Annotated in this window: 22 protein-coding genes; 13 read left to right on the forward strand and 9 right to left on the reverse strand. The window is 38.1% G+C overall.

The window, feature by feature from the left end; genetic code table 11:
- Positions 1-659: 659 nt before the first annotated feature.
- Positions 660-1,094: a carboxymuconolactone decarboxylase family protein gene (locus EV200_RS10395; protein ID WP_132532084.1), complete on the forward strand. Its 435-nt coding sequence runs from the start codon at positions 660-662 to the stop codon at positions 1,092-1,094.
- Positions 1,095-1,143: 49 nt separating this feature from the next.
- On the opposite strand, the gene EV200_RS10400 is transcribed toward EV200_RS10395, so the two are convergent.
- The gene (locus EV200_RS10400) at positions 1,144-1,794 is read right to left on the reverse strand and encodes a rhamnogalacturonan acetylesterase (protein WP_208864533.1); all 651 of its coding nucleotides are present in this window, start codon (positions 1,792-1,794) and stop codon (positions 1,144-1,146) included.
- 149 nt (positions 1,795-1,943) lie between these two features.
- Positions 1,944-3,575, reverse strand: coding sequence for a glycoside hydrolase family 43 protein (locus EV200_RS10405; RefSeq protein ID WP_132532087.1), 1,632 nt, complete (start codon positions 3,573-3,575; stop codon positions 1,944-1,946).
- A 295-nt stretch (positions 3,576-3,870) separates the two neighbouring features.
- Between EV200_RS10405 and EV200_RS10410 the strand changes: the two genes are divergently transcribed.
- The 11 genes from EV200_RS10410 (at position 3,871) to EV200_RS10460 (ending at position 19,532) form a co-directional block, all read left to right on the forward strand.
- Entirely contained in the window at positions 3,871-4,827 is a 957-nt protein-coding gene (locus tag EV200_RS10410; protein WP_132532090.1) for a pectinesterase family protein, read from the forward strand.
- 157 nt (positions 4,828-4,984) lie between these two features.
- On the forward strand, positions 4,985-6,658 hold the full coding sequence (locus EV200_RS10415; protein ID WP_132532093.1) for a glycoside hydrolase family 28 protein: 1,674 nt from the start codon (positions 4,985-4,987) through the stop codon (positions 6,656-6,658).
- A complete protein-coding gene (locus tag EV200_RS10420) occupies positions 6,658-8,592 on the forward strand; it encodes a glycoside hydrolase family 88 protein (protein WP_132532096.1) in 1,935 nt (644 codons plus the stop codon). Before EV200_RS10415 ends, EV200_RS10420 begins: the two co-directional genes overlap by 1 nt.
- Positions 8,593-8,693: 101 nt before the next feature.
- Entirely contained in the window at positions 8,694-9,710 is a 1,017-nt protein-coding gene (gene pelA / locus EV200_RS10425; RefSeq protein ID WP_132532099.1) for a pectate lyase, read from the forward strand.
- A gap of 107 nt (positions 9,711-9,817) precedes the next feature.
- Positions 9,818-11,329 (forward strand): tagaturonate reductase, encoded by a 1,512-nt coding sequence (locus EV200_RS10430; RefSeq protein ID WP_132532102.1) that lies wholly within the window; start codon positions 9,818-9,820, stop codon positions 11,327-11,329.
- Positions 11,330-11,331: 2 nt separating this feature from the next.
- A complete protein-coding gene (locus tag EV200_RS10435; RefSeq protein WP_132532105.1) occupies positions 11,332-12,978 on the forward strand; it encodes a UxaA family hydrolase in 1,647 nt (548 codons plus the stop codon).
- 161 nt (positions 12,979-13,139) lie between these two features.
- Positions 13,140-14,540, forward strand: coding sequence for a glucuronate isomerase (uxaC, locus tag EV200_RS10440; RefSeq protein WP_132532108.1), 1,401 nt, complete (start codon positions 13,140-13,142; stop codon positions 14,538-14,540).
- A gap of 97 nt (positions 14,541-14,637) precedes the next feature.
- Positions 14,638-15,693: a sugar kinase gene (locus tag EV200_RS10445; RefSeq protein WP_132532111.1), complete on the forward strand. Its 1,056-nt coding sequence runs from the start codon at positions 14,638-14,640 to the stop codon at positions 15,691-15,693.
- On the forward strand, positions 15,686-16,348 hold the full coding sequence (locus tag EV200_RS10450; protein ID WP_188754116.1) for a bifunctional 4-hydroxy-2-oxoglutarate aldolase/2-dehydro-3-deoxy-phosphogluconate aldolase: 663 nt from the start codon (positions 15,686-15,688) through the stop codon (positions 16,346-16,348). The genes EV200_RS10445 and EV200_RS10450 overlap by 8 nt, the downstream gene beginning before the upstream one ends.
- A gap of 19 nt (positions 16,349-16,367) precedes the next feature.
- Positions 16,368-17,807, forward strand: a complete 1,440-nt coding sequence (locus EV200_RS10455; RefSeq protein ID WP_132532114.1) for an MFS transporter — start codon at positions 16,368-16,370, stop codon at positions 17,805-17,807.
- A 99-nt stretch (positions 17,808-17,906) separates the two neighbouring features.
- Positions 17,907-19,532 (forward strand): NADP-dependent glyceraldehyde-3-phosphate dehydrogenase, encoded by a 1,626-nt coding sequence (locus tag EV200_RS10460; RefSeq protein WP_132532117.1) that lies wholly within the window; start codon positions 17,907-17,909, stop codon positions 19,530-19,532.
- Between the two features lie 572 nt (positions 19,533-20,104).
- Here EV200_RS10460 and EV200_RS10465 read toward each other — a convergent pair.
- Positions 20,105-20,341 carry a hypothetical protein gene (locus tag EV200_RS10465; RefSeq protein WP_132532120.1) on the reverse strand — a complete coding sequence of 79 codons (237 nt, stop codon included), beginning with the start codon at positions 20,339-20,341 and terminating at the stop codon, positions 20,105-20,107.
- A 564-nt stretch (positions 20,342-20,905) separates the two neighbouring features.
- A complete protein-coding gene (locus tag EV200_RS10470) occupies positions 20,906-21,652 on the reverse strand; it encodes a hypothetical protein (protein WP_132532123.1) in 747 nt (248 codons plus the stop codon).
- A 174-nt stretch (positions 21,653-21,826) separates the two neighbouring features.
- Between EV200_RS10470 and EV200_RS10475 the strand changes: the two genes are divergently transcribed.
- Positions 21,827-22,036 (forward strand): hypothetical protein, encoded by a 210-nt coding sequence (locus EV200_RS10475; RefSeq protein ID WP_132532126.1) that lies wholly within the window; start codon positions 21,827-21,829, stop codon positions 22,034-22,036.
- Between the two features lie 206 nt (positions 22,037-22,242).
- Here EV200_RS10475 and EV200_RS10480 read toward each other — a convergent pair whose 3' ends face one another.
- From EV200_RS10480 to EV200_RS10500, 5 genes are all read right to left on the reverse strand, one after another.
- Entirely contained in the window at positions 22,243-22,761 is a 519-nt protein-coding gene (locus EV200_RS10480) for a hypothetical protein (RefSeq protein WP_132532128.1), read from the reverse strand.
- Between the two features lie 422 nt (positions 22,762-23,183).
- Entirely contained in the window at positions 23,184-23,615 is a 432-nt protein-coding gene (locus EV200_RS10485; protein WP_132532132.1) for a hypothetical protein, read from the reverse strand.
- 7 nt (positions 23,616-23,622) lie between these two features.
- Positions 23,623-23,856 (reverse strand): hypothetical protein, encoded by a 234-nt coding sequence (locus tag EV200_RS10490; protein WP_132532135.1) that lies wholly within the window; start codon positions 23,854-23,856, stop codon positions 23,623-23,625.
- 168 nt (positions 23,857-24,024) lie between these two features.
- The gene (locus EV200_RS10495) at positions 24,025-24,891 is read right to left on the reverse strand and encodes a hypothetical protein (protein WP_132532138.1); all 867 of its coding nucleotides are present in this window, start codon (positions 24,889-24,891) and stop codon (positions 24,025-24,027) included.
- Positions 24,888-25,810: SprT-like domain-containing protein (locus EV200_RS10500; protein WP_132532141.1), on the reverse strand; the 923-nt coding region annotated here is incomplete at its 5' end. The genes EV200_RS10495 and EV200_RS10500, both read right to left, overlap by 4 nt.

Raw genomic sequence — 25,810 nt, forward strand, 5'->3', positions numbered from 1 at the left:
AATATTGTTTTCTACCATATAAGACATGTAAGGAGATATAAGATCACAAAGTAAAGTTTTAAGCGTATAATTAGTATCTAATAACATTGAAAATTAAGCTTATATGTTGCTTATATTCCTTACATGATCGAAATAAAATATTGTTTTCTACCATTTAAGGCATGTAAGGAAATATGAGATCACAAAGTAAAGTTTTAAGCATATAATTGCTGTCTAATAACATTGAAAATCAAGCTTATATGTTTCTTATATTCCTTGCATAGTCAAAATAAAATATTGTTTTCTGCCATTTAAGACATGTAAGGAAATATAAGATCACAAAGTAAAGTTTTAAGCGTATAATTAGTGTCTAATAACATTGAAAATTAAGCTTATATGTAACTTATATTCCTTAAATGGTCAAAATTATGATAGTGTTATTCTTACCATTTAATGCAAGTAAGCAAATAGACATATCTTAATTGTTTCAACCAAGGAAGGCACTGAACTATGCCTAAAATCTTGAGGAGGTAAATGTGATTATTAACCCTACACCCGGCTTTGCTTTCTCTGCGAAGAGCTTTGTAAACTTTGCGGTTAACTCGCTTCTTTTCTTAAACTAGATTAAGTTTTTTGATCCTTTGATTCCGGACCTTTACAATGTAATCAAAAACATAAAAATGGAAACTAGAATTAACATTAAAAAAGTGGAGCCAGCAGCTTATGAAGCCATGTATGGTTTAGAAAAATATATATCAAGCACTAACATTAACCCAATCCTATTGGAACTGATTAAAATGAGGGCATCTCAAATTAATGGTTGTGCTTTCTGCCTGAATATGCACAGTAAAGATGCACGTAAAATCGGTGAAACTGAACAGCGTTTATACATATTGAATGCCTGGAGAGAAACTACTTTATTTACTGAAGAGGAAAGGGCTGTCTTGGCTTTAACGGAAGAAGTAACATTAATTTCAAACCATGTTTCAGATGCTACATACCGTAACGCTTCAAAATTTTTTAATGAGCAAGATTTAGCTCAGGTTATCATGGCCATTATTACCATCAATGCCTGGAATAGAATTGCGATATCAACGAAGTTAATGGTTGATTAATTGACTTGATCACTAATATGAAAGGGTTAATTCCCAAGCATATTGGTGATCATTTTTTATTTATCTTTTGTAAACCTTCGTAAATTAAACGTGCAATTTCCTTCGCACCAGCAGGCTGAAAATGCGTATTATCATTCTGCCCCTTTGGGTAGGCGACATATTTCCCGGAATCTAAATTCATAAAATAGTTTCTGGTAACGAAATCAGTGCCTTTTGAAGTGAATAAATCTGCTGAAAGTGTGGTTAAGTCAATCACCGGAACACTTAATTCCTTTGCTACATCAATAACGGCCTGAGGATATTCACCATGTGCACTGCCAAGTATTCCATTCTTCCAGGGATAATTTCGGGTTACCGGAGTAATCAGAATAGGCTTTGCACCTTTCGCCCTAGTTTCATTTACATACATCCTTAAAAACTTTTTATAGCCAGGGATATCTACATAACGCTCAGGTTTATCTTTTGCTGCATCATTATGTCCGAATTGAATGAGCACCAAGTCGTTTTTCTTCAATGTAGATAAAACCTCTTTCCATCTGCCTTCTTCAAAAAATGACCTGGTGCTTCTGCCACCTTTGGCTTTGTCTACTACCTGGGCACTATCACTTTTGATCAGATGATTTAAGTTTTTCAGATTGTCTTTCGTAAGGAACTGCTGAAAAACCTGGCCCCAACCCATTAATGGATAACGTTTCTGCATATAATCCGCTTCAAGGCTATAATCCGCAACTGTAGAATCACCAACAGGTAAACCTTAACAGGTTCACGCTTCATGATAAATGACATCAATAAAATAATGATTCCTATGAAACCAATGATTTGACTATATTTTTTCATATTCTGATTATATTATTTTTCAATTCTAAACCAATCATACTCCGCAATACCAGAATCATTGGTTTGTGTATCTCTTATGGCAAATAAACCTAATTTTGCACCAATCCATTGCCCTGCTGTAGCTTGAAATTCATCACCAACATGATTAAATTTGATGCCATCTTCACTAAAACTAAACTGACATTTAGCGCCGTTAGAAACAGTTACCCTCATATAAACCTGACCTGATTTAAGTTTGGCAATTTCCTTTTCACTTTCAGTTTTTCCCTTATCAGCACCCTGGCAAATGCCGAACATTAGATAAAGTCCATCTTTTTTACTTTTTACGCTGATTCTGGCATAGCTTCTACCCATTACCACCAAACCGGTTTGCTCATTTTCAAGCTTCGGATTTGGCTTAAAATTCACCTTTGTAGTTGCAGTAAATTCATCTGCTGGAAATTTCTGCATCAGTAAATTAGGCACATCCCACAAGTTTTTGGCTTCTTCAGGAATTTGAGCGGTATACAATTTTAGCACACCTTTTTGAGGATCAGTAAATAACCATATCGGCTGCGGATTGGCTTGCCACTGCCATTGTAGACCTAAAGTTGAAGCATCAAACTCATCGCTTTCTGCCGGGGTTTCTATAGGATAAACTTTACCTATATTAGGTTTTTTATAAACCATAACCGGTTCTCCAACACCATCATCATCCTGATCAGAACCAATTATCGGCCAATTATTTTTCCATTTCATGGGTTGTAAATGAACCACTCTGCCATATGCGTCTTTATCCTGAAAATGAATAAACCAGTCTTCGCCAGCTGGCGTATTTACCCATGCACCCTGATGTGGGCCATTAACCGTTGATTTTCCCTGATCCATCACTACCTTTCTTTCATAAGGACCGTAAATATTTTTACTTCTTAACACCAGTTGCCAGCCGGTAGAAACTCCTCCAGCTGGCGCAAAAAGGTAATAAAAGCCATTGCGCTTATAAAATTTAGGTCCTTCAATGGTTGGGTCTGATTCATGCCCGTCATAAACAATTCTACCCGTCTCGGTAGCTTTTGTTCCATCTGCGGTAAGGGGCATAACGGCCAGCACACTTTTAATTCCAGCCCGGCTGCCTGCATAAGCATAAGCCAGATAAGCTTTTCCATCTTCATCCCAAAGTGGACATGGGTCAATCAGGCCCTTACCTGAAACAACCAGCTTTGGTGCAGACCATTCACCCGTTATGGTTTTAGCCTTGGTCAGGTAGATGCCGAAATCAGGATCAGGGTAATAGATATAAAATTCACCATTTCTATACCGGATTGATGGCGCCCAAACACCATTACCATGCTGAGTTTTTTCAAAATGATCAAATGGGGGTTGCCGTTTCAAAGCATGACCAATAATTTTCCAGTTTACTAAATCTTTTGAATGAAGAATGGGCAATCCTGGAACAGCATCAAAGCTGGAAGCAATCAGGTAAAAATCATCACCCACGCGGATTGCATCAGGATCTGAATAATCGGCATTTATAACAGGGTTTTTATAAGTTCCATTGCCTTGATCGGCCACCCAAACTTTTGAAATGTAAGTTGCTTTAGGCGCTTGTGCAAAGGCATGGACGCAAAGACTCATCACGAGTATGGAATTAAATAAATATTTCATGGTGATGATTGATATTTGGTTAATATTATTGGATTAAATCTTAAAGCTATTGTTAAAGTAAAACTGTTGATCAGGTAAACTTAGCCAACTAACAAGATTAAGCCTTTTTTTATTTTTGATCAAGTTGATACTGTGCAATCGTTCCCGACATCGTTTGCGTATTTATTATTGAATTTCTTCTTTCCGATCAATATTAATGTTTAAAATTGCTCATCATATATTTGTTAAAGCTCGGCTGCGTTATAAAGTTTAAACTTTGCGTGGCCGATTTTATTTATACTAACCAAAATCCGAAATGAAATTTATAGCTGTAATTTTGCTTATTACGTTTTCATTCATTGCAAATGCCAAAGATATTAAGCCTGATTTTGTTGTGGATGCAAAAGGAAATGGTGATTTCAAAACAGTTCAGGAGGCCATTCATGCTGTACCAGATTTTAGAAATAAAGTCACCACAATATTCATCAAAAAAGGAATTTACAAAGAAAAGCTAGTGCTAGCAGCTTCCAAAAAAAATGTGCGGTTGATTGGCGAAAGCTTAAATGAAACGATTTTAACCTATGATGATTTTGCTCAAAAGAAAAACACATTTGGAGAAGAAAAAGGTACATCAGGTTCTGCCAGCTTTTATATTTATGGAGAGGGATTTTCTGCTGAAAATATCACTTTCGAAAATTCTTCAGGTCCGGTGGGGCAGGCCGTTGCGGTTTGGGTTGGTGGCGATAAATCTGCTTTCGTAAACTGCAGGTTTCTGGGTTTTCAAGATACTCTTTATACTTATGGAGGCAATAATCGTCAGTATTATAAAGGCTGTTATATTGAAGGCACAGTAGATTTTATTTTTGGTTCGGCCACAGCCTGGTTCGAAAACTGTACCCTTTTTTGTAAAAAACAAGGTTACATTACCGCTGCTTCAACAGCAGATACTACTAAATTTGGTTATGTTTTTAACCAATGCAAAATTAAAGGCGATGCGCCAGCCAATAGTTTTTATTTAGGTAGACCATGGCGGCCATATGCAAAGGTTGCATTTTTAAACTGTGAATTGCCAGAATTTATTCGGCCTGAAGGCTGGAATAACTGGGGGAAAGAAAGTAATGAACAAACAGCATATTACGCTGAATATCAAAGTATAGGGAAAGGTGCACAGCCCGAAAAGCGGGTGAAGTGGGCTCATCAGCTTACTAATGAGGAGTATAAAAGTTACAATCTCGAAAATGTATTGCGTGGATGGAATCCAGAACAGAAATAGTATATTTAATTTACTGAAATTCAGTATTTTGAGTTTTTATAAAATTAGTTTTGCAAGTTTTTTCCGGCAACGTTTGCATAGATTTCTCTTCGCTTTTAAGGGCAAACAACGTACACTTGTTATTACAATAACCAAGTATAATTTAACCGCACACATAATGAAATACAGTTCTGGTAGTCTATGCCATTTTAAAATCGCCCTCGCATGCATTTTTATTTCTTCCGCAAGTGTGGCAATGGCTCAGCAAAAAATGAGTTTACCCATTATCCAGCAGGTTAAAATTAAAAATGATACCACCAGTATTGTTGCTTTTGGAGCAAAGGGTGATGGAATTGCTCTGAATACAGAAAGCATCAATAAAACTATAGCCAATGTAAGTCAGAAAGGTGGAGGAGTGGTTTTAATTCCTTCGGGATTATGGCTTACCGGGCCCATAGAGTTAAAAAGCAACGTTAATCTTCATTTAAAGCGTGATGCGATTCTTCAGTTTACAGATGATTTCAATCAGTATAAATTAGTAGAAGGCAATTGGGAAGGTAGACCAGCCTGGCGCAACCAAAGTCCGATATCAGGAACAAACCTGCAAAACATTGCCATTACCGGAACCGGGATTATTGATGGAAACGGTGGTGCATGGCGCATGGTTAAGAAAGATAAGTTAACCGAATCTCAATGGAAAAATCTAGTTGCATCTGGCGGAATTGTTCGTGAAGATGGTAAAATGTGGTATCCATCGGCCAAAACCGTTAAGGGATCAAATACTAAAAATGCAGGCGTAATCGAGCCTGGCAAAACAGCCAAAGATTATGAAGACATTAAAGATTTTCTTCGTCCGAATTTGCTGGTATTAACCAATTGTAAAACAATTCTTTTAGAAGGTGTTACCTTTCAAAACTCGCCAGCCTGGAACCTGCATCCATTGCTTTGTGAGGATTTAACCTTAAGAAATCTACAGGTTAAAAATCCGTGGTATGCACAGAATGGTGATGGAGTAGATGTAGAGTCATGTAAAAATGTATTAATTGAAGGCAGTACCTTTGATGTTGGTGATGATGGAATTTGCATTAAATCGGGCAGGGATGAAGCAGGTCGTCAACGTGGTGTACCAACAGAAAATGTAATTGTAAGAAATAATGTAGTATACCATGCGCATGGCGGTTTCGTTATTGGAAGTGAAATGAGTGGCGGTGCGAAAAATATTTGGGTATATGACTGCTCTTTTATTGGTACTGACATTGGTTTACGTTTTAAAACGACCCGTGGCCGGGGAGGTATTGTAGAAAATATCTACGTAAACAACATTAACATGATTGATATTCCTGGCGAGGCCATTTTGTTTGATATGTATTATGCTGCGGTAGACCCAATTGTTTTGGCTGGTGAAAAGCGTGAGGCCATTAAAAGCGTAGTGGTTCCGGTGACGGAAGCTACACCGCAATTCAGGAATTTTTATATTAAAGATGTGGTAGCTAATGGTGCCGGAAAGGCCATCTTTTTTAGGGGTTTGCCAGAAATGAATATCAAAGACATTCATCTGGAAAATGTAACCATTAAATCAAAAGAAGGGATTGAAATTATTGAAGCAACAGGCATCTCTTTAAAGAATGTAAATGTAATTACCGATAATTCTAACCCGATCGTAAATATTCAGAACAGCTCTAATATTAATATCAATAACCTTCAATATAAAAGTGGGGCAGAGTTATTATTTAACGTGGCTGGTCAAAAATCAAAAGGCATAAAAGTGAGTGGAACAGATGGGTCGAAAGCCAAAAAAGCCACCAGCATTGCTGCCGAAGTAAATAAAAACGCATTAGAGATTTCAAAATAATGAAAAAGAGATCAATTTTATATACCGCAATTGCGCTTCTGGGATTCTCAACGTTATCCTTAACTGGTTTTGCACAAAAAAAACTTTCCGAACAGTTAACACGAACTGCAATGGAAAAATTGTTTCAGGATACCACTTTGCTTAAAGGCGCTAAAGGACCGAAATGGACTTATGATATGGGTGTAGTGCTGGAAGGTGCTGCTGCCGTTTGGCGAAATACCGGAAATGGCGACTATTTCAAATACATCCAATCTTCTATGGATGCCTATTTAGATAAAGAAGGAAATATTACAACCTACAAAGCCGAAGATTTTAACATCGACAATATTAAAAACGGCCGTTCACTTTTGCTTTTGTACAAAGTTACAGGTCAGCAGAAGTATCTTCTAGCAGCAAACAAGCTTTACGATCAACTGCAAAAACAGCCCCGCACAAAAGAAGGTGGTTTTTGGCACAAGAAAATATATCCCAACCAAATGTGGCTGGACGGATTGTATATGGGCGAACCTTTCTATGCTGAATATGCTAAATTGATGAAGAAAGATGCGGCATATGATGACATTGCCAATCAGTTTATCTGGATGGAAAAAAATGCACGCGATCCGAAAACTGGCCTTTTGTATCATGGTTACGATGAAAGCAGAACCGAGAAATGGGCAGATCCCAAAACAGGTTTATCACCTCACGTTTGGGGCCGGGCTATGGGCTGGTACATCATGGCACTGGTTGATGTTTTAGACAATTTCCCTGAAAATCATCCACAGCGAAAAGAATTGGTAGCGATTTTAAACCGCACGGCAACAGCAACTGTAAAATATCAGGATGCGAAATCGGGTGTTTGGTATGATATTGTCGATTTGGCAACTAAAAAAGGGAATTACCTTGAAAGTTCTGCATCAAGCATGTTTGTTTATGGTTTGGCTAAAGGTGTTCGTAAAGGTTGGTTACCACAAACATTTATGGCTGCGGCAACCAAAGGTTATGCTGGGCTAAAGAAAGAATTTATTGAAAAGGCTGGTGATGAAAGGGTAAACCTGACTAAAACCGTTTCTGTTTCAGGCCTGGGCGGAAAGCCTAAATACCGTGATGGAAGTTTTGAATATTACATCAGCGAAAAAGTAATTACCAATGATCCAAAAGGTGTTGGGGCTTTCATTTGTGCCGCCGCCGAAATGGAAATAGCCGCATTACCTAAAACGGGGAAAGGCCTGACGGTTACAGTTGATAATTTCTTTAACAACGAATACATGACTGGCCCAACTGGAGATAAAATCCCATTCCACTACCTGTGGGAAGAAGATGATAACAATGGGTTTTCTTTGCTAGGGAAAGTATTTAATGATGCAGGTGTAAAGACAGCAACATTAAAAACTGCACCAACCGTGGCGAATTTAAAGGGCAGTAATATTTACATTATTGTTGATCCGGATACGGAAAAGGAAACTGCAAATCCAAACTTTATGAATGCAGACCATGCCAAACAAATAAGTGAATGGGTGAGAGCAGGTGGTGTTTTGGTACTGCTATTAAACGATGTAGGTAATTGTGAACTCACTAAATTTAATGTATTACCAGAATCATTTGGGATTAAGTTTAATGAGGATAGCCGTAACCGCGTTCAAGGAGCAAATTTTGAGCAAGGGGCAATTAAAATCCCTGCAGGGAATTCCATTTTCAAAACAGCTAAGAAAGTTTATATCAAAGAAATTTCAACGATTGTAGCCAAAACACCAGCTGTTTCTGCATTAACCGATAAGGGTGATGTGATTATCGCCACCGCAAAATATGGTAAAGGAACAGTATTCGCCGTTGGAGATCCATGGTTTTACAATGAATATATCGATGGCAGAAAGCTGCCTGCAGAATTTGAAAATTATAAGGCTACGAATGATTTAGTAAACTGGTTAATTAAGCAAGTGCCGGGGAAGAAATAGAATAGTTAGCAACGGAAACAGGGAGGACAATTACGATCGTGCCCACAGGGCGGGGTGGTTATAGATAAATATGATTCGTGGCAAGAAATAGACTTAACAAAATGATCAGAATTAAAATAGTATTCACCCTTTTATGCAGTTTTTTACTGACTTCTTGTTTCGCACAAATGCCGACAGATTCCACAGCAGAAAAAATGTTGGTTTATCAATTAGGAAACGGTGGCTGGCCAAAGCAACTGGAAGATAAAAGCGTAGTAAACTATGGTGCTCCTATAACACCACAATTATTGGCGAAAATAAAAGCCACTGAAGATAAGCATGCTACTTTTGATAATAAGGCTACCAGCAGAGAAGTAGTTTTTTTGGTGAAAGCATATAAAAAGACACAAAACAAAACATATTTAAAGGCCGCCGAAAAGGGCTTGGATTATATTCTGGAAGCACAATATGATAATGGAGGCTGGCCACAGTATTATCCTGATCAATCGCTTTATCGCTCAGAAATCACCTATAATGATGACGCAATGGTAAATGTATTGAATATCCTTCAAGACATTGCCACTCAAAAAAATGATTTCGAGGTAGTAGACAAAGCGTACATCCAGAAAGCAGAAAAAGCCGTTGCAAAAGGTGTTGACTGTATCCTGAAAACGCAGGTAAAACAAAATGGACAACTTTGCATCTGGGCAGCACAATATGATAAAGATTCGATGTTGCCGGCAAAGGCGAGGAATTTTGAACCTGCTTCTTTAAGTACCAGTGAATCGGCAGGAATTGTTCGCTTTTTGATGCGCATTCAAAGCCCATCAATTGGGATAAAAACAGCCCTTGCTGCAGCAATAAAATGGTTTGATACTTACAAAATAGCAGGTTATCGTTTTGATAGGGAAAAAGGATCAACGGCAGCTTTAATTGCTGATCCTTCTAGCATGGTATGGGCCCGTTTTTATGATTTAGATAAAAACGTACCCATTTTTGGTGACCGCGATAATTCCATAAAATCAAAGCTGGAAGAGTTAAGTCCGGAGAGAAGGAATGGTTACGCCTGGTATGGCAACTGGGGTCAAAAATTAATAGAAAAGGAATACCCGAAGTGGTTAGCTGCAAACGGAAAATAATAATTTAAACTCGTCATTGCGAGGCACGAAGCAATCTTAAGCTTGGGGTAGGAATTTCAACCGCTTAAGATGACCTCGTTTCTTACGGTGACGGAAATGGTGTGAACATGATTCTAAACAAAGAAAATTTAAAAAACATCAGCGGATCAAAGGTTAAAAAACCAACTGCTGAAATGCTGGAGTTACCAGAAAAGGTGATTCAATTTGGAACTGGCGTTTTGTTACGTGGCTTACCAGACTATTTCATCGATCAGGCAAATCATCAGGGCATTTTCAATGGTAGAATCGTGGTGGTTAAAACCACATCTAAAGCTGGAGCAGATGACTTTTCCAATCAGGATAACTTATATACACTTTGTGTTAAAGGCATTGAAAATGGTGCTGAAGTTGAAGAAAACATGATCAATGGATCTATCAGCCGTGTATTGTCAGCAACATCAGAGTGGGCAGAAATTTTAAAGACGGCACATCAGCCCGAAATGAAAGTGGTGATTTCAAATACAACCGAGGTTGGAATCGTAAAAAGTGAAGATAAAATTACTGACACACCACCGCAATCTTTTCCAGGTAAACTGTTGGCTTTCTTGCACGAAAGATATAAAGCCTTCAACGGATCGGAAGATAGTGGGATGGTGATTGTTCCAACGGAGCTCATTAGCGACAATGCAGATAAATTAAAAGAAATTATACTCGATCTGGCCATTCAGAATAAATTGGGATGGGATTTTGAGAACTGGTTAAAAACAGCAAATCATTTCTGCAAAACGCTGGTAGATCGAATTGTACCCGGAAGGCTTCCTGCGGAAGCGCAGAAAAGCATGGAAGATGAACTGGGATATAGCGATGGATTGATGATCATGGCTGAACCCTTCAGGCTTTGGGCAATTGAATCAGCAAGTGAAAAAGTAAAAGAAATTTTATCTTTTGCTTCGGCAGATAAAGGTGTTTTCATTGTGCCTTCAATCGATAAATTTAAAGAACTGAAACTTCGTTTATTAAACGGAACACATACCATAAACTGTGGGTTAGCCATTTTAGCTGGTTTCCATACCGTTAAAGAAGCCATGGCTGATGAGGATTTTTCTAACCATGTGCTAAAACTGATGCAAGAGGAAATCGCACCCGTAGTAGAAAATGAAGATATTAGTAAAGACGAAGCTATCGCTTTTGCGAAAAGTGTGATCGATCGTTTCAGCAATCCGTTTTTAGACCATCAATGGCATGCCATCACCCTGAACTATACCCAGAAATTGCAGATGCGTAATATGCCCTTGATTAGAAAATATTATGCACTTAATAATGACGTTCCTCAACTCACTGCTCTTGGTATTGCTGCATACATTGTTTTCATGAATGTTACTCAGGAGGGCGACCAATATATATCCACCGTTAATGGGAAAACTTTCACTACGCAGGATGAATTTGCTGAAGTGCTTCATGGTTACTGGAAAAATCCTGAAACCGTAGTAGATAGTACATTGGGAGATCGACGCTTATGGGATAAAAACCTAAATAATTATCCAGGTTTTAATGCAGCCGTAAAATCTTACGTAGAACAATTACAAAGTAAAGGTGCAAAAGAAACTTTGAGTAACTTGCACAAAGAAAGAACAATTTAAAAATGGTGACTAGAATTTTAAAAATCCATCCAAATGATAATGTGCTGGTAGCCTTACAGAATTTAACTAAGGGCGAAACCATTATTTACGATGGACATGAATATGTTTTACAGGATGATATTCAGGCAAAGCATAAGTTTTTTATGCAAGATATGAATGCCGGTGATCACATCATTATGTATGGCGTTTTGGTAGGGAAGGCACAACATTTTATCCTTAAAGGCGGATTAATGGATACTGAAAATACCAAACATGCGTCAGACCCATATGAATTTAAACCCTATCATTATGAGTGGCATGCACCAGATGTTTCAAAATTCCAATACCGCACTTTTAATGGATATGTAAGGAATGATGGCCGTGTAGGTACAGCAAATTACTGGCTGTTTATTCCAACCGTATTCTGCGAAAACCGCAACCTGGATGTGATCCGTGAAGCACTGCACAATGAGTTGGGTTATGCCGTAACCGATAAATATAAATCATATGCCCACCATTTGGTTGAGGCCTACAAAAATGGCGAAGATTTAAGCGAAGCAGATACCAGTTCTATCGGACAGGCTAATCATGTGGCCAATCGTATTTTTAAAAATGTTGATGGCATTAAATTTTTAAATCACCAGGGTGGATGCGGTGGTACCCGTCAGGATGCTGCAGTATTAAGTAAACTTTTGGCCGCTTATGCTGATCATCCAAATGTGGCAGGGGTAACCGTTTTAAGTTTAGGTTGCCAGAATTTACAAGTACAGGATTTTGTGGATGACTTAAAACAGCGTTCCCCTAATTTTGATAAACCATTATTTATTTTCGAGCAGCAACAATCGCAAAGCGAAGAACAACTGGTAAAAGAAGCAATCAGAAAAACCTTTATCGGCTTAACAGAAATTAATAAAATTGAACGCCAGCCTGCACCTTTAAGTAAATTAGTGTTGGGTGTGAAATGTGGCGGAAGTGATGGTTTCAGCGGAATCAGCGCCAACCCTGCTGTAGGTTACACTTCAGATTTATTGGTGGCCTTAGGCGGAACAGTGCTTTTAGCCGAATTCCCAGAGCTGTGTGGCGCAGAGCAACAATTAATTGATCGTACAAAAGATGAAGCCGCAGCGCGTAAATTTATTCAGCTAATGACGGCTTATAACCAGGCTGCAGAAAATGTAGGCTCCGGATTTTTCATGAATCCATCACCTGGAAATATCAAAGATGGCTTAATTACCGATGCCATTAAAAGTACTGGCGCAGCTAAAAAAGGAGGAACATCACCTGTTGAGGATGTTTTAGATTATGCCGAGCCTGCCACAAAACCTGGATTAAATTTAGTATGTACACCAGGTAACGATGTGGAAGCGACAACGGGAAAAGCGGCATCAGGTGCGACGCTTATTTTATTTACAACCGGATTAGGTACGCCAACGGGAAACCCGGTTTGTCCTACCATTAAAGTGTCTACCAACAATGCTTTAACCAAACGCATGGGTGATATTATCGATATCAATTGCGGGCCGGTAATTGAAGGTGAAAAAACCATCGAACAAATGGGCGAAGATATTTTAGAATATTGCATTAAAGCAGCCAGTGGTGAAGTAATTCCTAAAGCAGTACTCTTAAACCAGGATGATTTTATTCCTTGGAAAAGAGGAGTGAGTTTGTAGTCCAGAGTCGGAAGTCTTTAGTCCTAAGTCTCAAGCGTAAAAACCGTCATTGCCGCATCCAATTTTTCATTGGATGCGGCAATCGTTAAATAGGTGTCTTAGCGGGAAAGATTGCTTCATGCCTCGCAATGACGATAAAAGAATAGAAAAAATAATACAGAATGAAACCATTTTTAGACGAAAATTTTCTTTTGCAAAGCAAAACAGCTGAAAAGCTTTACCATGATTTTGCAAAGTCTTTACCCATCATCGATTACCACAATCACCTTATTCCTGATCAGATTGCGAATGATAAACAGTTCGAAAATATTACTCAGGTTTGGTTAGCTGGCGACCACTACAAATGGAGAGCCATGCGTGCCAACGGTGTTGATGAAAAATACATCACTGGCGATGCTTCAGATTTTGAAAAATTTGAAAAATGGGCGGAGACTGTTCCATACACTTTACGTAACCCATTATACCACTGGACACATTTGGAATTGCAACGTTATTTCGGAATCACCGATATTTTATCAGGCAAAACAGCCCGTAAAATTTACGATGAGTGTTCAGCTAAACTGCAAACACCAGAATATTCAGTTCGTGGTTTATTGGCAAAAATGAATGTAGAGGCCGTTTGTACGACTGATGATCCATTGGATAGCCTGAACTTTCACCAGCAATTGGCAAATGAAGGTGTGGCCTTAAAAATGTTACCCGCTTTCCGTCCGGATAAGGCCATGAACAGCGATGATGTTGCAGGTTTAAACGAGTACATTGATAAACTGGAAAGTGTAGTTAACCAAACCATTAGCAGTTTTCAGGATTATATTGATGCGCTAAAAAGCCGTCATGATTACTTCGCCGCCAATGGTTGCTCCGTTTCTGATCATGGTTTAGAGCAGATCTATGCCGAAGATTACACCGATCAGGAAATTACTTCTATTTTTGATAAAATTAGAAGCAAACAAGCGATCTCTTATGAGGAAAACCTGAAATTTAAATCAGCCATGCTGATCTATTTTGCAGAGTGGGATCATGAAAAAGGATGGGTGCAACAATATCATTTGGGTGCTTTGCGTAACAACAATGCCCGTATGTTGCGTCAATTAGGTCCTGATACAGGTTGGGATTCTATCGGCGATTTTTCTCAGGCCAGAATGCTCTCTAAATTCTTAAACCGATTAGATAATCAGGATAAATTAGCAAAAACAATTATCTATAATCTAAATCCGGCAGACAATGAATTAATCGCCACGATGATTGGCAATTTTAACGATGGCTCCATCGCTGGTAAAGTGCAGTTTGGATCGGCGTGGTGGTTTTTAGATCAGAAAGATGGCATGATTAAACAGTTAAATGCTTTATCAAATATGGGCCTTTTAAGCCGCCTGGTAGGTATGTTAACCGATTCCAGAAGCTTTCTATCTTTCCCACGTCACGAATATTTCCGCAGGATCATTTGTAACCTGTTTGCCGAAGATATAGAGAATGGCGAACTACCTGATGATTTGGAATGGGTGGGGAAAATAGTGCAGGATATTTCGTACTTTAACGCAAAAAATTACTTTACTTTTTAATTCAGCACCTCGGTTGGTGTCAGCACAAACCGAAACTTAATTAACTGTTTTTAAGCATAAGAACCAAGGCAAATAAACAAGCCGAACAAACTAAAAAATGAGTAACCAAATATCATCCTTAATCAAAAAAGGAGCACAAGTTTTAAGTTTTGGAGAAATCCTTTTGCGTATTTGCCCGGATATGGATGGACAGTGGCTAAAGGAAAATAAGCTGCCATTTTATATTGGTGGCGCAGAACTGAATGTGGCTACAGCATTGGCGCTTTGGCAAGTGCCTTCTTCTTATCTTTCTGCCATGCCAGAAAATTCAGTTACGCAGGACATTGTGGGTTATCTTCATGAAAGAAATATTGATACCAAACCCATGGTTTTTCATGGCGATCGTTTGGGTTTATATTACCTTCCAAAAGGAAAAGATTTAAAAAATGCTGGTGTAATCTATGATCGGGCTAATTCTGCTTATGCAGATTTAAAAGTGGGTCAGATTAATTGGGATGAAGTTTTTGAAGGTGTAACCTGGTTTCATTTTAGCGCCATTTGTCCGGCAATTAACCAATCTATAGCTGATGTTTGCCTGGAAGCTTTAAAGGTGGCTAGTGAAAAAAATATTACCATTTCCCTGGATTTAAATTACAGGGCCAAACTTTGGAAATATGGTAAAGACCCAATCGATATCCTTCCAGAACTGGCGAAGTATTGCACCCTGATTATGGGTAATGTTTGGGCAGCCAATAAAATGCTGGGTACACATCTCCATGATGATTTAAAACCAACAGAAGGCTATGCAAAGGAAACGTTACTGCAACAAGCCACCGATACCTCTAAAGAAATATTAAGTTTGTTTCCGGCATGTAAGGCTGTAGCCAATACTTTTCGTTTTGATCACGGAAAAGGCATCAGGTATTACACGGCCATTTACAGCAATGATGAATTAACCGTTTCACCAGAATACGTTTCTGATGAGATTTTAGATAAAGTAGGCAGTGGCGATTGTTTTATGGCCGGGTTAATTTATGGGTTTTACAACCATCTTCCGGTTGCTGAAACCTTAAATTTTGCCACCGCAGCAGCTTACGATAAATTATACATTCCGAGCGATGCCACCACCAGCACCGTAGCGGATATTGAAAAAAGAATAATACACCATGATTAGTAACCAACACAAGATTTTAGATGCCATTTTAGAACAAGGCATGTTGCCACTTTTTTACCAGGATAGTGAAACAGGTAGCGTAGAGATATTACGCACTTTATATAAAGCCGGTGTTCGTGTATTTGAATATACTAATCGTGGGAAATCAGCTTTGCCCAACTTTAGAAAGTTAAAAGAAATTAGAGATGCAGAAATGCCTGATCTTTATCTGGGTATTGGAACCATCAAAACGCCAGCCGATGCGAATGCCTTTATTGAGGCAGGAACAGATTTTATTGTAGCACCCATTGTTAATCCTGCAGTTGCAGAAATTGCCAATAAAATAGGGATGCTCTGGATTCCAGGTTGTATGACGCCTACAGAAATCAGCATTGCACAAGAACATAAAGCCATGTTGATTAAAATTTTCCCGGCTAACATCCTAGGCCCGGAATTTATTTCATCCATTAAAGATCTTTTTGCCGGGCAGCTGTTTATGCCAACCGGGGGGGTGGAAATCAATGCTGATAACCTTAAAACCTGGTTTAAATCTGGCGTTTGTGCTGTAGGGATGGGCAGCAAATTAATCAGTAAAGATGTGATGAGCAAAGGTCTTTATGATGAACTTTTTGAAAACACCCAACTGGCGCTTAACCTGATTCAACAAAGCAAGTAACTAACCATACCAACCTAAAATGAGCCAAACCAAACCAAGCAATTACAGATGGACCATATGCCTGCTGCTGTTTCTTGCTACTACGATAAACTACTTAGACCGGCAGGTTTTATCACTCACCTGGACAGATTTTATTAAACCAGAATTTCATTGGGATAATAATGATTATGGAAACATAACGGCACTATTCTCTATTTTCTATGCGATTTCTATGCTTTTTGCTGGCAGATTGGTGGATAAGCTAGATACCAAAAAAGGCTTTTTATGGGCCATTGGTGTATGGTCTGTTGGTGCCTGTTTACATGCTTTTTGTGGAATTGCCACTGCCGGAATGATTACCGGAAACTGGATGGTAGGTTTTGAAGGTGCGAAGGATATTATTGCCGGAGTGAACAACACCGGAATGGTCGTTTCAGTAAGTGTTACGCTATTTATTTTTGCCCGTTTTGTGCTTGCTGTTGGTGAAGCCGGGAATTTTCCTGCAGCGATTAAAGCTACAGCAGAATATTTCCCTAAAAAAGACAGGGCATTTGCTACCAGTATTTTTAATGCAGGTGCCACAGTTGGTGCACTGGCTGCCCCTATAACCATTCCCTTTATTGCTAAGGCATATGGATGGGAAATGGCTTTCCTGATTATTGGTGCTTTAGGTTTTGTATGGATGGGCCTTTGGGTTTTTGTATACAACAAACCGGAGTTGCATAAAAGGGTAAGTGCTGAAGAATTGGCTTACATTCAGCAGGATGTTATCAATGATAGAAAACTGGCTGATTATGTTGAAGAAACTAAAGAAAAAGTTTCATTTATCGATTGCTTTAAATATAAACAAACCTGGGCTTTTGCCTTTGGCAAGTTTATGACAGATGGCGTTTGGTGGTTCTTTTTATTCTGGACACCCGCATACCTCAAATCAGTTTATAACATGGATTCTACCCAGAGTGCATTACCGCTATTTGTACTGTATATGATTACCTTGCTTTCCATTATTGGCGGCTGGTTACCAACTTATTTTGTAGATAAAAAGGGCATGAATCCTTACGAAGGCAGAATGAGGGCCATGTTAATTTTCGCTTTTTTCCCACTTTTAGCCCTGGCCGCACAGCCTTTAGGGCATATCACTTACTGGATTCCGGTAATTATTATTGGTATTGCTGGCGCTGCACACCAGGCGTGGTCGGCAAATATATTTTCTACGGTAGGCGATATGTTTCCTAAAAAAGCCATTGCCACCATTACCGGTATTGGCGGGATGGCAGGTGGGATTGGTTCCTTCATTATCAATAAAGGATCAGGCTTATTATTTGATTACACGGGAAAAAATAAAATCGTTTTCATGGGTTTCAAAGGGGAAGAGGCAGGTTATTTCATCATCTTCTCCATTTGTGCGGTTTGTTACCTCATCGGATGGTCGGTGATGAAAACGTTAGTGCCCAAATATAAAGTAATTGAACTAAAATAATTTAGCGCCAGAATCTGATCAGGTTCTGGCTTTAAAATAATTTAAATCTATAGTAATTCTATCGGTTTTATAATTGTAAACCTAACAACCAAAACTAAATTGAGCACAACATTAAATCTCGAAAGTATTTTCGTTGAAGAAAGCCAGATTCCAGATGAATTTAGGCTGAAGGAAGAAATCGATCAAAAGGAATTTCTATCTAACGGAGAGATGAAAACCTGGAATGGGCCTTTTAATGAGGTTTTTTCTCCGGTGTGCGTAAAAACACCTGAAGGTTACAAACGGAAACGGATTGGTAGTTTTCCGGTTTGTACTGAGAAAGAATCGACAGAAGCCTTAGATGCTGCCGTGGCTGCTTACGACAATGGTCGCGGGCAATGGCCTACTATGAGCGTGGCTGATCGCATCACCTGTGTAGAAAACTTTACGCGGAAAATGATTGAGCAAAAGGAAATTGTTGCCAAACTCATTATGTGGGAAATTGGTAAATCTTATGCTGATTCGGTAAAAGAATTTGATCGTACGGTAGAGTATATTTACGCCACGATTGATGCACTTAAAGATATCGACAGGCAATCCTCACGTTTTGAAATTGAGCAGGGAATTGTAGCACAGGTTCGCCGTTCACCACTTGGTGTAGTGCTTTGTATGGGCCCATTTAACTATCCGTTAAATGAAACCTTCACTACCTTGATTCCTGCTTTGATCATGGGCAATACACTTTTATTCAAACCACCTAAACATGGTACTTTATTGCATTATCCATTGCTGGAAGCATTCCGCTCAAGTTTTCCTAAAGGCGTAGTGAACACCATTTACGGTCGTGGAAATACAATTGTTCCAGGTTTAATGAAGTCGGGCAAAATTAACGTATTAACCTTAATCGGATCAAGTAAAGTAGCGAATGAGCTGAAAAAGCTACATCCTAAAGTGAATCGTTTGAGGGCTATCCTTGGATTGGATGCAAAAAATGCCGCCATTATTACCAAAGATGCTGATTTAGATTTAGCCGTTTCTGAAACTGTTTTAGGCTCGCTGTCTTTCAACGGACAACGTTGTACCGCACTTAAAATCGTGTATATACACCGCAGCCTTGCGCAGGAATTTTTAAAACGTTTATCTGCAGAAGTGGAGAAACTTAAATTCGGAATGCCATGGGAGAAAGGTGTTAATCTTACCCCGCTTCCCGAATTAAACAAACCGGAATATTTAAAAGAATGTATTGATGATGCCATTGCGCATGGCGCTAAAGTGGTAAACAAAAATGGTGGACAAACGCTGGAAACCTTCGTTTATCCGGCAATTGTTTATCCGGTAAACAGTAATATGAAATTGTATCGCGAAGAGCAATTTGGTCCGATTGTACCAGTGGTTCCTTTTGATGATTTGGAAGAGCCCATTGAGTATTTGATTGGTTCGCCACATGGACAGCAGGTGAGTATTTTTAGTAATAACGCTGCTGTGATTTCATCTTTAATTGATCCTCTGGTTAACCAGGTGAGTCGGGTAAATATCAATTGCCAGTGTCAGCGAGGGCCTGATGCATTTCCTTTTACAGGAAGAAAAGACAGTGCGGAAGGAACGCTTTCTGTGGTTGATGCTTTGCGCTCTTTTTCTATTCGTTCGCTGGTGGCAACCAAGTTCACTGATGATAATAAGAAATTATTGAATGAGATTGTGAATGGAAATGATTCAAATTTCTTAAGTACGAAGTATATTTTTTAATGCTCTCTAGTAAAGCCGCAGGTTCGCAGATTTAAATCTGTGGATCTGCGGCTTTCGTTTAAAGCCCCTATCCGCCTGACGGCACCTTTCCCCGGTAGGGAAAGGGCGTGGGAAAAAAGCATTTTTCGCACCTAGCGATCGATACCCTGCTAAGATCCTGAAACAAGTTCAGGAGGACGATCCTTCGTGGATTCAGGAAGACCACTCAAATAATTTTCCCGCAGATTAAGGAGATTTTTGCAGAAGCGATCAGTAAAATCTGGGGTGATCATTTAGATCTGCGGGACTAACCTTTGGCATCATGCTGGAACAAGATCCCCGCGTAGAATCGTCATTGCGAGGAGGTACGACAGCTTGCCCCGACCTTTCGGGGAAGCAATCTCATTTGCTGATTCTTCGATGGAGATTGCTTCAGCAGATGAAAGATCTGCTTCGCAATGACGGATTTTTTGATGGGATTCATTTACCAAATCGTCATGCTGACCTGTAGCGCAGCGGAAAGCTACGCAGTAAATTCAGTTCAGCACCTATCTAGATAAGATCCTAAAACAAGTTCAGGAGGACGATTCTTATTAATCGTTTGGCCATCGCGCTGACTTTCCTCGGCTTGCCGCCGAAGGGCTTTTACCTTTTTCTTGACAAAAAGGTAACCAAAACTCAAGGCTTGGATCTGATGTTGGATAAGCGATTCGAAAACCTGATTTCGGCAGCACAAGTACCGATGAAGAATCGCCAAATTTGCGCTGCCTTGGTTCGGTGGGGTGTTTGAAGTTGGTGGTTTGGTTTTCAACTGCTTCTCCTTCCATCATCTCCTAGGCCGGATAGCATGGCGTGTATAGCATGATGCATATAGGTAGGTGCCTCAATAAATCGTCATTGCGAGGCACGAAGCAATCTTTTTTATAATAGCAGTTAAGAGTTGAGTGGTAGCAGTAAGCAGTTAAGTACTTTCATTTAACAGTTGAGTGGTAGCAGTAGGCAGTTGAGTACTTTCAGTTAAGAGTTGAGTGGTAGCAGTAGGCAGTTGAGTACTTTCAGTTAAGAGTTTAGTGGTGGCAGTAGGCAGTTGAGTACTTTCAGTTAAGAGTTGAATGGTGGCAGTAGGTAGTTGAGTACTTTCAGTTAAGAGTTGAATGGTGGCAGTAAGCAGTTGAATACTTTCAGTTAACAGTTTAGTGGTGGCAGTAGGTAGTTGAGTACTTTCAGTTAAGGGTTGAATGGTGGAAGTAGGTAATTGAGAAGTATTTCTATTGTTAATGGCGTTCTTACAAGTGTTAAAATTAGGGGTGGCCTTTAAATAACAACAGCAACTAAATTAAGGTAAGTTGCTGTTTTATGTTGTGGATCGGATAGGGATGATTGTTTTCATGATGCTAAACTTTAATGGCTTTAAATGGGATGCCTGCTATTTGTTTGTATTCGGGGCTGGTGGCACCAAAAACAGATTTAACGTAGTTTTTCGCATCAATGGCCAGGGCCACTATACCGGTTTCTGCATGGTAGAAGGTATTGTCGCGATTGAGGCGAATGGTGCTCAGCTCGGCTGTTTTAGCATCTACATCGCGGTTTTTCTGCAACAAATCGGTATAAAGGGTGGTAAGCGTGGTTAATTGTAAATCTACCTCGTTTGGTGCATACTGCGGGATGGTGCTTAACAGTTTAATCTGCTTATCTAACGTATCGAGCAGGTTGGCATAACTTTGTTGCGAGGCCGATACCTGTTTTACAATGGTGCCACTAGCAGCCAGTTTTTGTTTTTCTTCTTCGGTTAATTTGGCTGTTGCGCGTTGGCCCTGTATTTTCCGGTTATGGGTAATGGCATTATCTACCACCTGCTGCGGTACATTGCTGGCCTTAATGGCGTTAACAATTCTCGTGCTTAATTTCGTTAAGGGTTTATAGGCGAAATCTCTGCTGGCAATGGCGTTGCTTTTTTTGGCAGCTAAATCGTTTACCTGCCCCGTAATGGTTTTGGCGGCAGCGGCTTTCTCATTTAAACTGCTTAATTGAAGATTTGTATTGCTGGGGTTGTACTCGGCACCGTAGCCGGTTAAATAGGTAACTAAGGTTTCAAAATTGGCCACATTTTTGGCATGGCCGGTTTCAAAGGTTTTTGACATGGTTTTTTGTTTTAAAAGGTTATAAAAATTATTAATTGAGATTAAGATAATATTTATTCTTTACAACTTTTTGGGGTGGGAGTTGTTTTTTTGTAAGGTGGTAGGGGAAACCGTAAATAACAATCAATAGAATTGAAGAGGTTTGAATAAGTTAAATTCTTAAATCTAAACGATATGGCTAATTACAGGTTAAATTTGAATCAACAATCTAATGGAGATTATGAGGTTCATGCGGCGGGATGTATATACTACCCTACCCAAAATTACGATGACTTAGGTGTATTTAGTTCTTGTGAACCAGCAGTTGCTGAGGCGAAGAAAAAACATGCTTATAAGCAAATTAATGGTTGTAAGTATTGTTCTAATGCATGCCATACGAGTTAAGTAGATGATTCTTTTTAGAGGAGCAGTAACTAAGAAGCTGCTGCCCTTTTAATTGATAAAGAATAAATATATCTTAATATAGGTTTAGAAATTGAAATGTGTTTTGCTATGGCATATTACTAAGTATTTTGTGCACTTGCTTTGCCGCTTGCTAAAACAAGTAAAAGAATAAGTATTTCATAATTATTTGCAGTATGTTCCTTTTATTATTCTATATCCACTCGTCTAATTATAAATAGTGGAAACATTGTTATGTTTTTTTGAAGTATATCAGGGTACAATAGTGCAGATAACATATTTATTAAAGAATTGTTACTAAGGGATATGTTGTTTTCAGATGGATTCTGACCAGCTTTTGCGTTATTTAAGATTAGTATTGGTATAATAAGTGTAATAGTACTACCATCTTTAATAACTAGCTTACTGTAGTCCATTTTCTTTAATTGCAAATAATTAGGAAACACTTTATATCCAAGACTATCTGTAAACAGAATGTCTGATACATTGATGGATTTACCCTTCTTTTGTACCTTAATTCTTAAATTAAGGGTATATACATCTTTTTTGGATTTTAAGAACGATATATCATATTGTCGACCCAAAAATTTCGACATTTCGTTTACAAATTCTGACTTGCCATTGTTCTGACTAGATTGTGCAATGCCTTGTTCTGAAAAGCACAATATTGATAGAAGCATAAAAATTATTAGTATTTTCTTTTTCATGATGTATTTTTAATGGATTAAGGACATTTGGTTCCAGTGTATCCTGGTTTTGTAGTATCTCTTTCTCGATCGTTTACAGCTTTCGCCCCAGTCGAAAGCTGTACAATACCGCCTTGAGCCAACGAATATGCCCTACCTGTATCATAATTCGGATTGAAAGCTAGAATAGTACTCTAGATCTTTATGGCAAGGTGTTTTTATTTAAAAAAAACTATAAAGGAAAAAGCTACTGATAGATAGAATCGGATGAAATGAGGATACCGTATTAATAACATAATATGGCAACCATAAATATCTATCTGAACAGATTTACTAGCATCAAATTTCCTAATTATATCTGCCATTACGCCTACAAAATTTTTATTTGACTTTAAAGAAGCATCCTGAACGGTGAAATTAATACAGGGGTCTATAGTCTTAATTTATTGAACTTTTCTGGGATTATATGGAGCGCCTAATACCATATCTGTTAATTTCATATTTCTGCCCTCGGGCTCGATAAATATAAATTTATAATCGGTTCTACTTGCTGGAGGTAAGCATTTGAGCGCTATAACAATTAATTGTATTATTGAAACTATTTTAATTTTCTTAAACTCTTTCCTGCTAATTGTTTTCTTTTTATAGATATCAAAATAAAAAGGAATATTAGTGGCATAAGGATAACATTTGCATTGCAAAAGATACATCATAGCAGACTCTTCTCTTTCGATTTTAAACATCCTATCCTTAACAGGGACGTTTGCCGTATCTAAGAGGTAATAAACAGTATCTCCTTTTACTTGAGCTCTTACCTTGTGTATATTAAAAAGTATTGAGCTAAATACTCCAAAAATAATTAAATATCTCATCATATTAATTTTAATTGCAACCAGTTGTAGAAAGTTTGTTATTGGAATTTAAATTTGCCAGATTAAATGTATTCCGTTCAGCTGCTGTAATACCATACTTTGCCTGGATCGCTGCAAACGCCGAATTTACATTATCTATAAAATTTTGTGGGGTTCCAGGATCAACGGTATCAAGTCCATACATCATAGCCAATTCCTTTGTAGAATAATGGGTAGTTTGTATATTATTCCAGGTTTGCAGCACGGCAATTGATTGGATGAAATAATTAAATATAATTCGATTATGCTTTTTTGAATTCTGAAACTAAATAGATTGTCTATTACTCATCTATATTACCATTTCTATCATTCGATATTTTAAATACAATCGGTATTTAAATTTTACGTTAGTTGAGTTGGAAGATAAAATATTCTATTTTATTAAACCGCTTAAATTTAAAACTTCTACAAAATTGAATTGTACGGGGGTTTCAAAATCATCAAAGTAACTCTTCATTGAGTCAAGCTTAAACGGAATAATTTTAAAGTCAGTTACCCCAACACCAATCTTGTACCTTATTTCAGACGTAACGCGACCAAAAGAAAATCCCCTATCATGAATTAATTTTAAATTAATCCAAAAATCAATGACCATTTGTTCCTTATCTATTTTCTTAATAAACCATTTATCATAAAAATCCTCTATCCAAACACCAAAAGGCTTTAAAGCAGTCGAATCTTGTAATATAATTTTTCGAAGTGAGTCTATAGCTTTCACAGTATATGGTTTTGACAAAGTATTAATTTCAAATTTTCTAGACAACGATCCAAAAACTGGAAAATATTGCGGATCTTCTTTAATTGAAAAGGCCTGCCCAAATATTTCTGATCCTATCAACTCGTAATATTTATTATTTTTTAAGATAATTGGTGTAACAACTAGAGTATTAGTTTCTTTTTTCAGTAAACTAGTTTGAAATGCTTCAATGTTTGATATCTGATTTTTAACAATTAATGAGGTATCATAAATCTGTTTTAACAAGATTTTCTTTCCCGGAATAACATAAAATGTAAACATAAAGTCCGCATCGTCTCCAATCTTACTTTGATGGCTCTGTGTTAATTTATACCGAACATTAAGTATGTATGCTTCTTTATCAGTTAAACTTTTAACCTTTATAAATCCGTTTTTAGAACTATCTACATTTACGATAACATATTTGACACTGTTACTTGTTTGTGAATACAGATATATCGGAATTATTAATTGAAAAAGAATTAATATAATTGAAGTTCTCATAACTTTTTACATTTAATTGTCTGAGTAATTGTTGGTGATGATGTTCCTGATTCTGCATTGGTAGTATACCAGGTTCCATTTGGTGCAAAAGTACCGGCTTTAGTTTTTTGAAGGCCTACCCAGCCCATCTTTTCAAAATAATTAGGGTCAGCAGGAAATGGAATACTTTCACTTATAGCATAGCTTTTAAGCATTGCAGAAATATTACTGACAAAACTTTTTGCTATTTGTTCATGTTGTGCTGTATTCCCAAAAGAGTCAGGTAATGGATCTCCACTTTCGTCAAATAAAATTTTATAGTTCTTCTCAAAATCTGAATCATGGTTTTTTTGCCCTGTTCTAATTAAATACATATTCCAATCAAAATACGCATGAATATACTCATGCATCATTGTGGCAACAAGTTTCAAATCAGTAGCAGTATTTAGAACCGATGTATTAAATGTTATTTTAGATACATAACCCTGACTACCCCAACTATTTGGATTTGTAATCAAAGTAGTTTCAGCTACAATACCTTTCGAAAGAACAGCTTCATTGATAATCGCATTAAAATTAGATCCTTTACTTAAATTAAGAGAATTCAATACTTCCGAAATTAAGCCAGTGCTTAAAGCCGTATTTTTCATTCCTAAAACTTCTAATTTCGCTTTAATGTCCTTTAAACATTGTCTAGCCTCCGGATCTATATCAACTTTTTGCCCACAACTTTCCAATCCAGTAGTCCCGCCAATGCAGCCACAGGGCGACTCAATAGCCTTGCCATTTTTAACACCTGCGCAATCAAAATATGGAGTGCCACCTCCACCTGGCGGCTGGTAGCCACCGCCGTTCCCGCCATTTCCATTCCCACCACCACAGGCATTGAAATATGAACTTCCTTTTTCGTAGACATTGCATACCATGTAACCTTCAACAC

It is taken from the genome of Pedobacter psychrotolerans, from assembly GCF_004340665.1.
GTDB lineage: Bacteria > Bacteroidota > Bacteroidia > Sphingobacteriales > Sphingobacteriaceae > Pedobacter > Pedobacter psychrotolerans.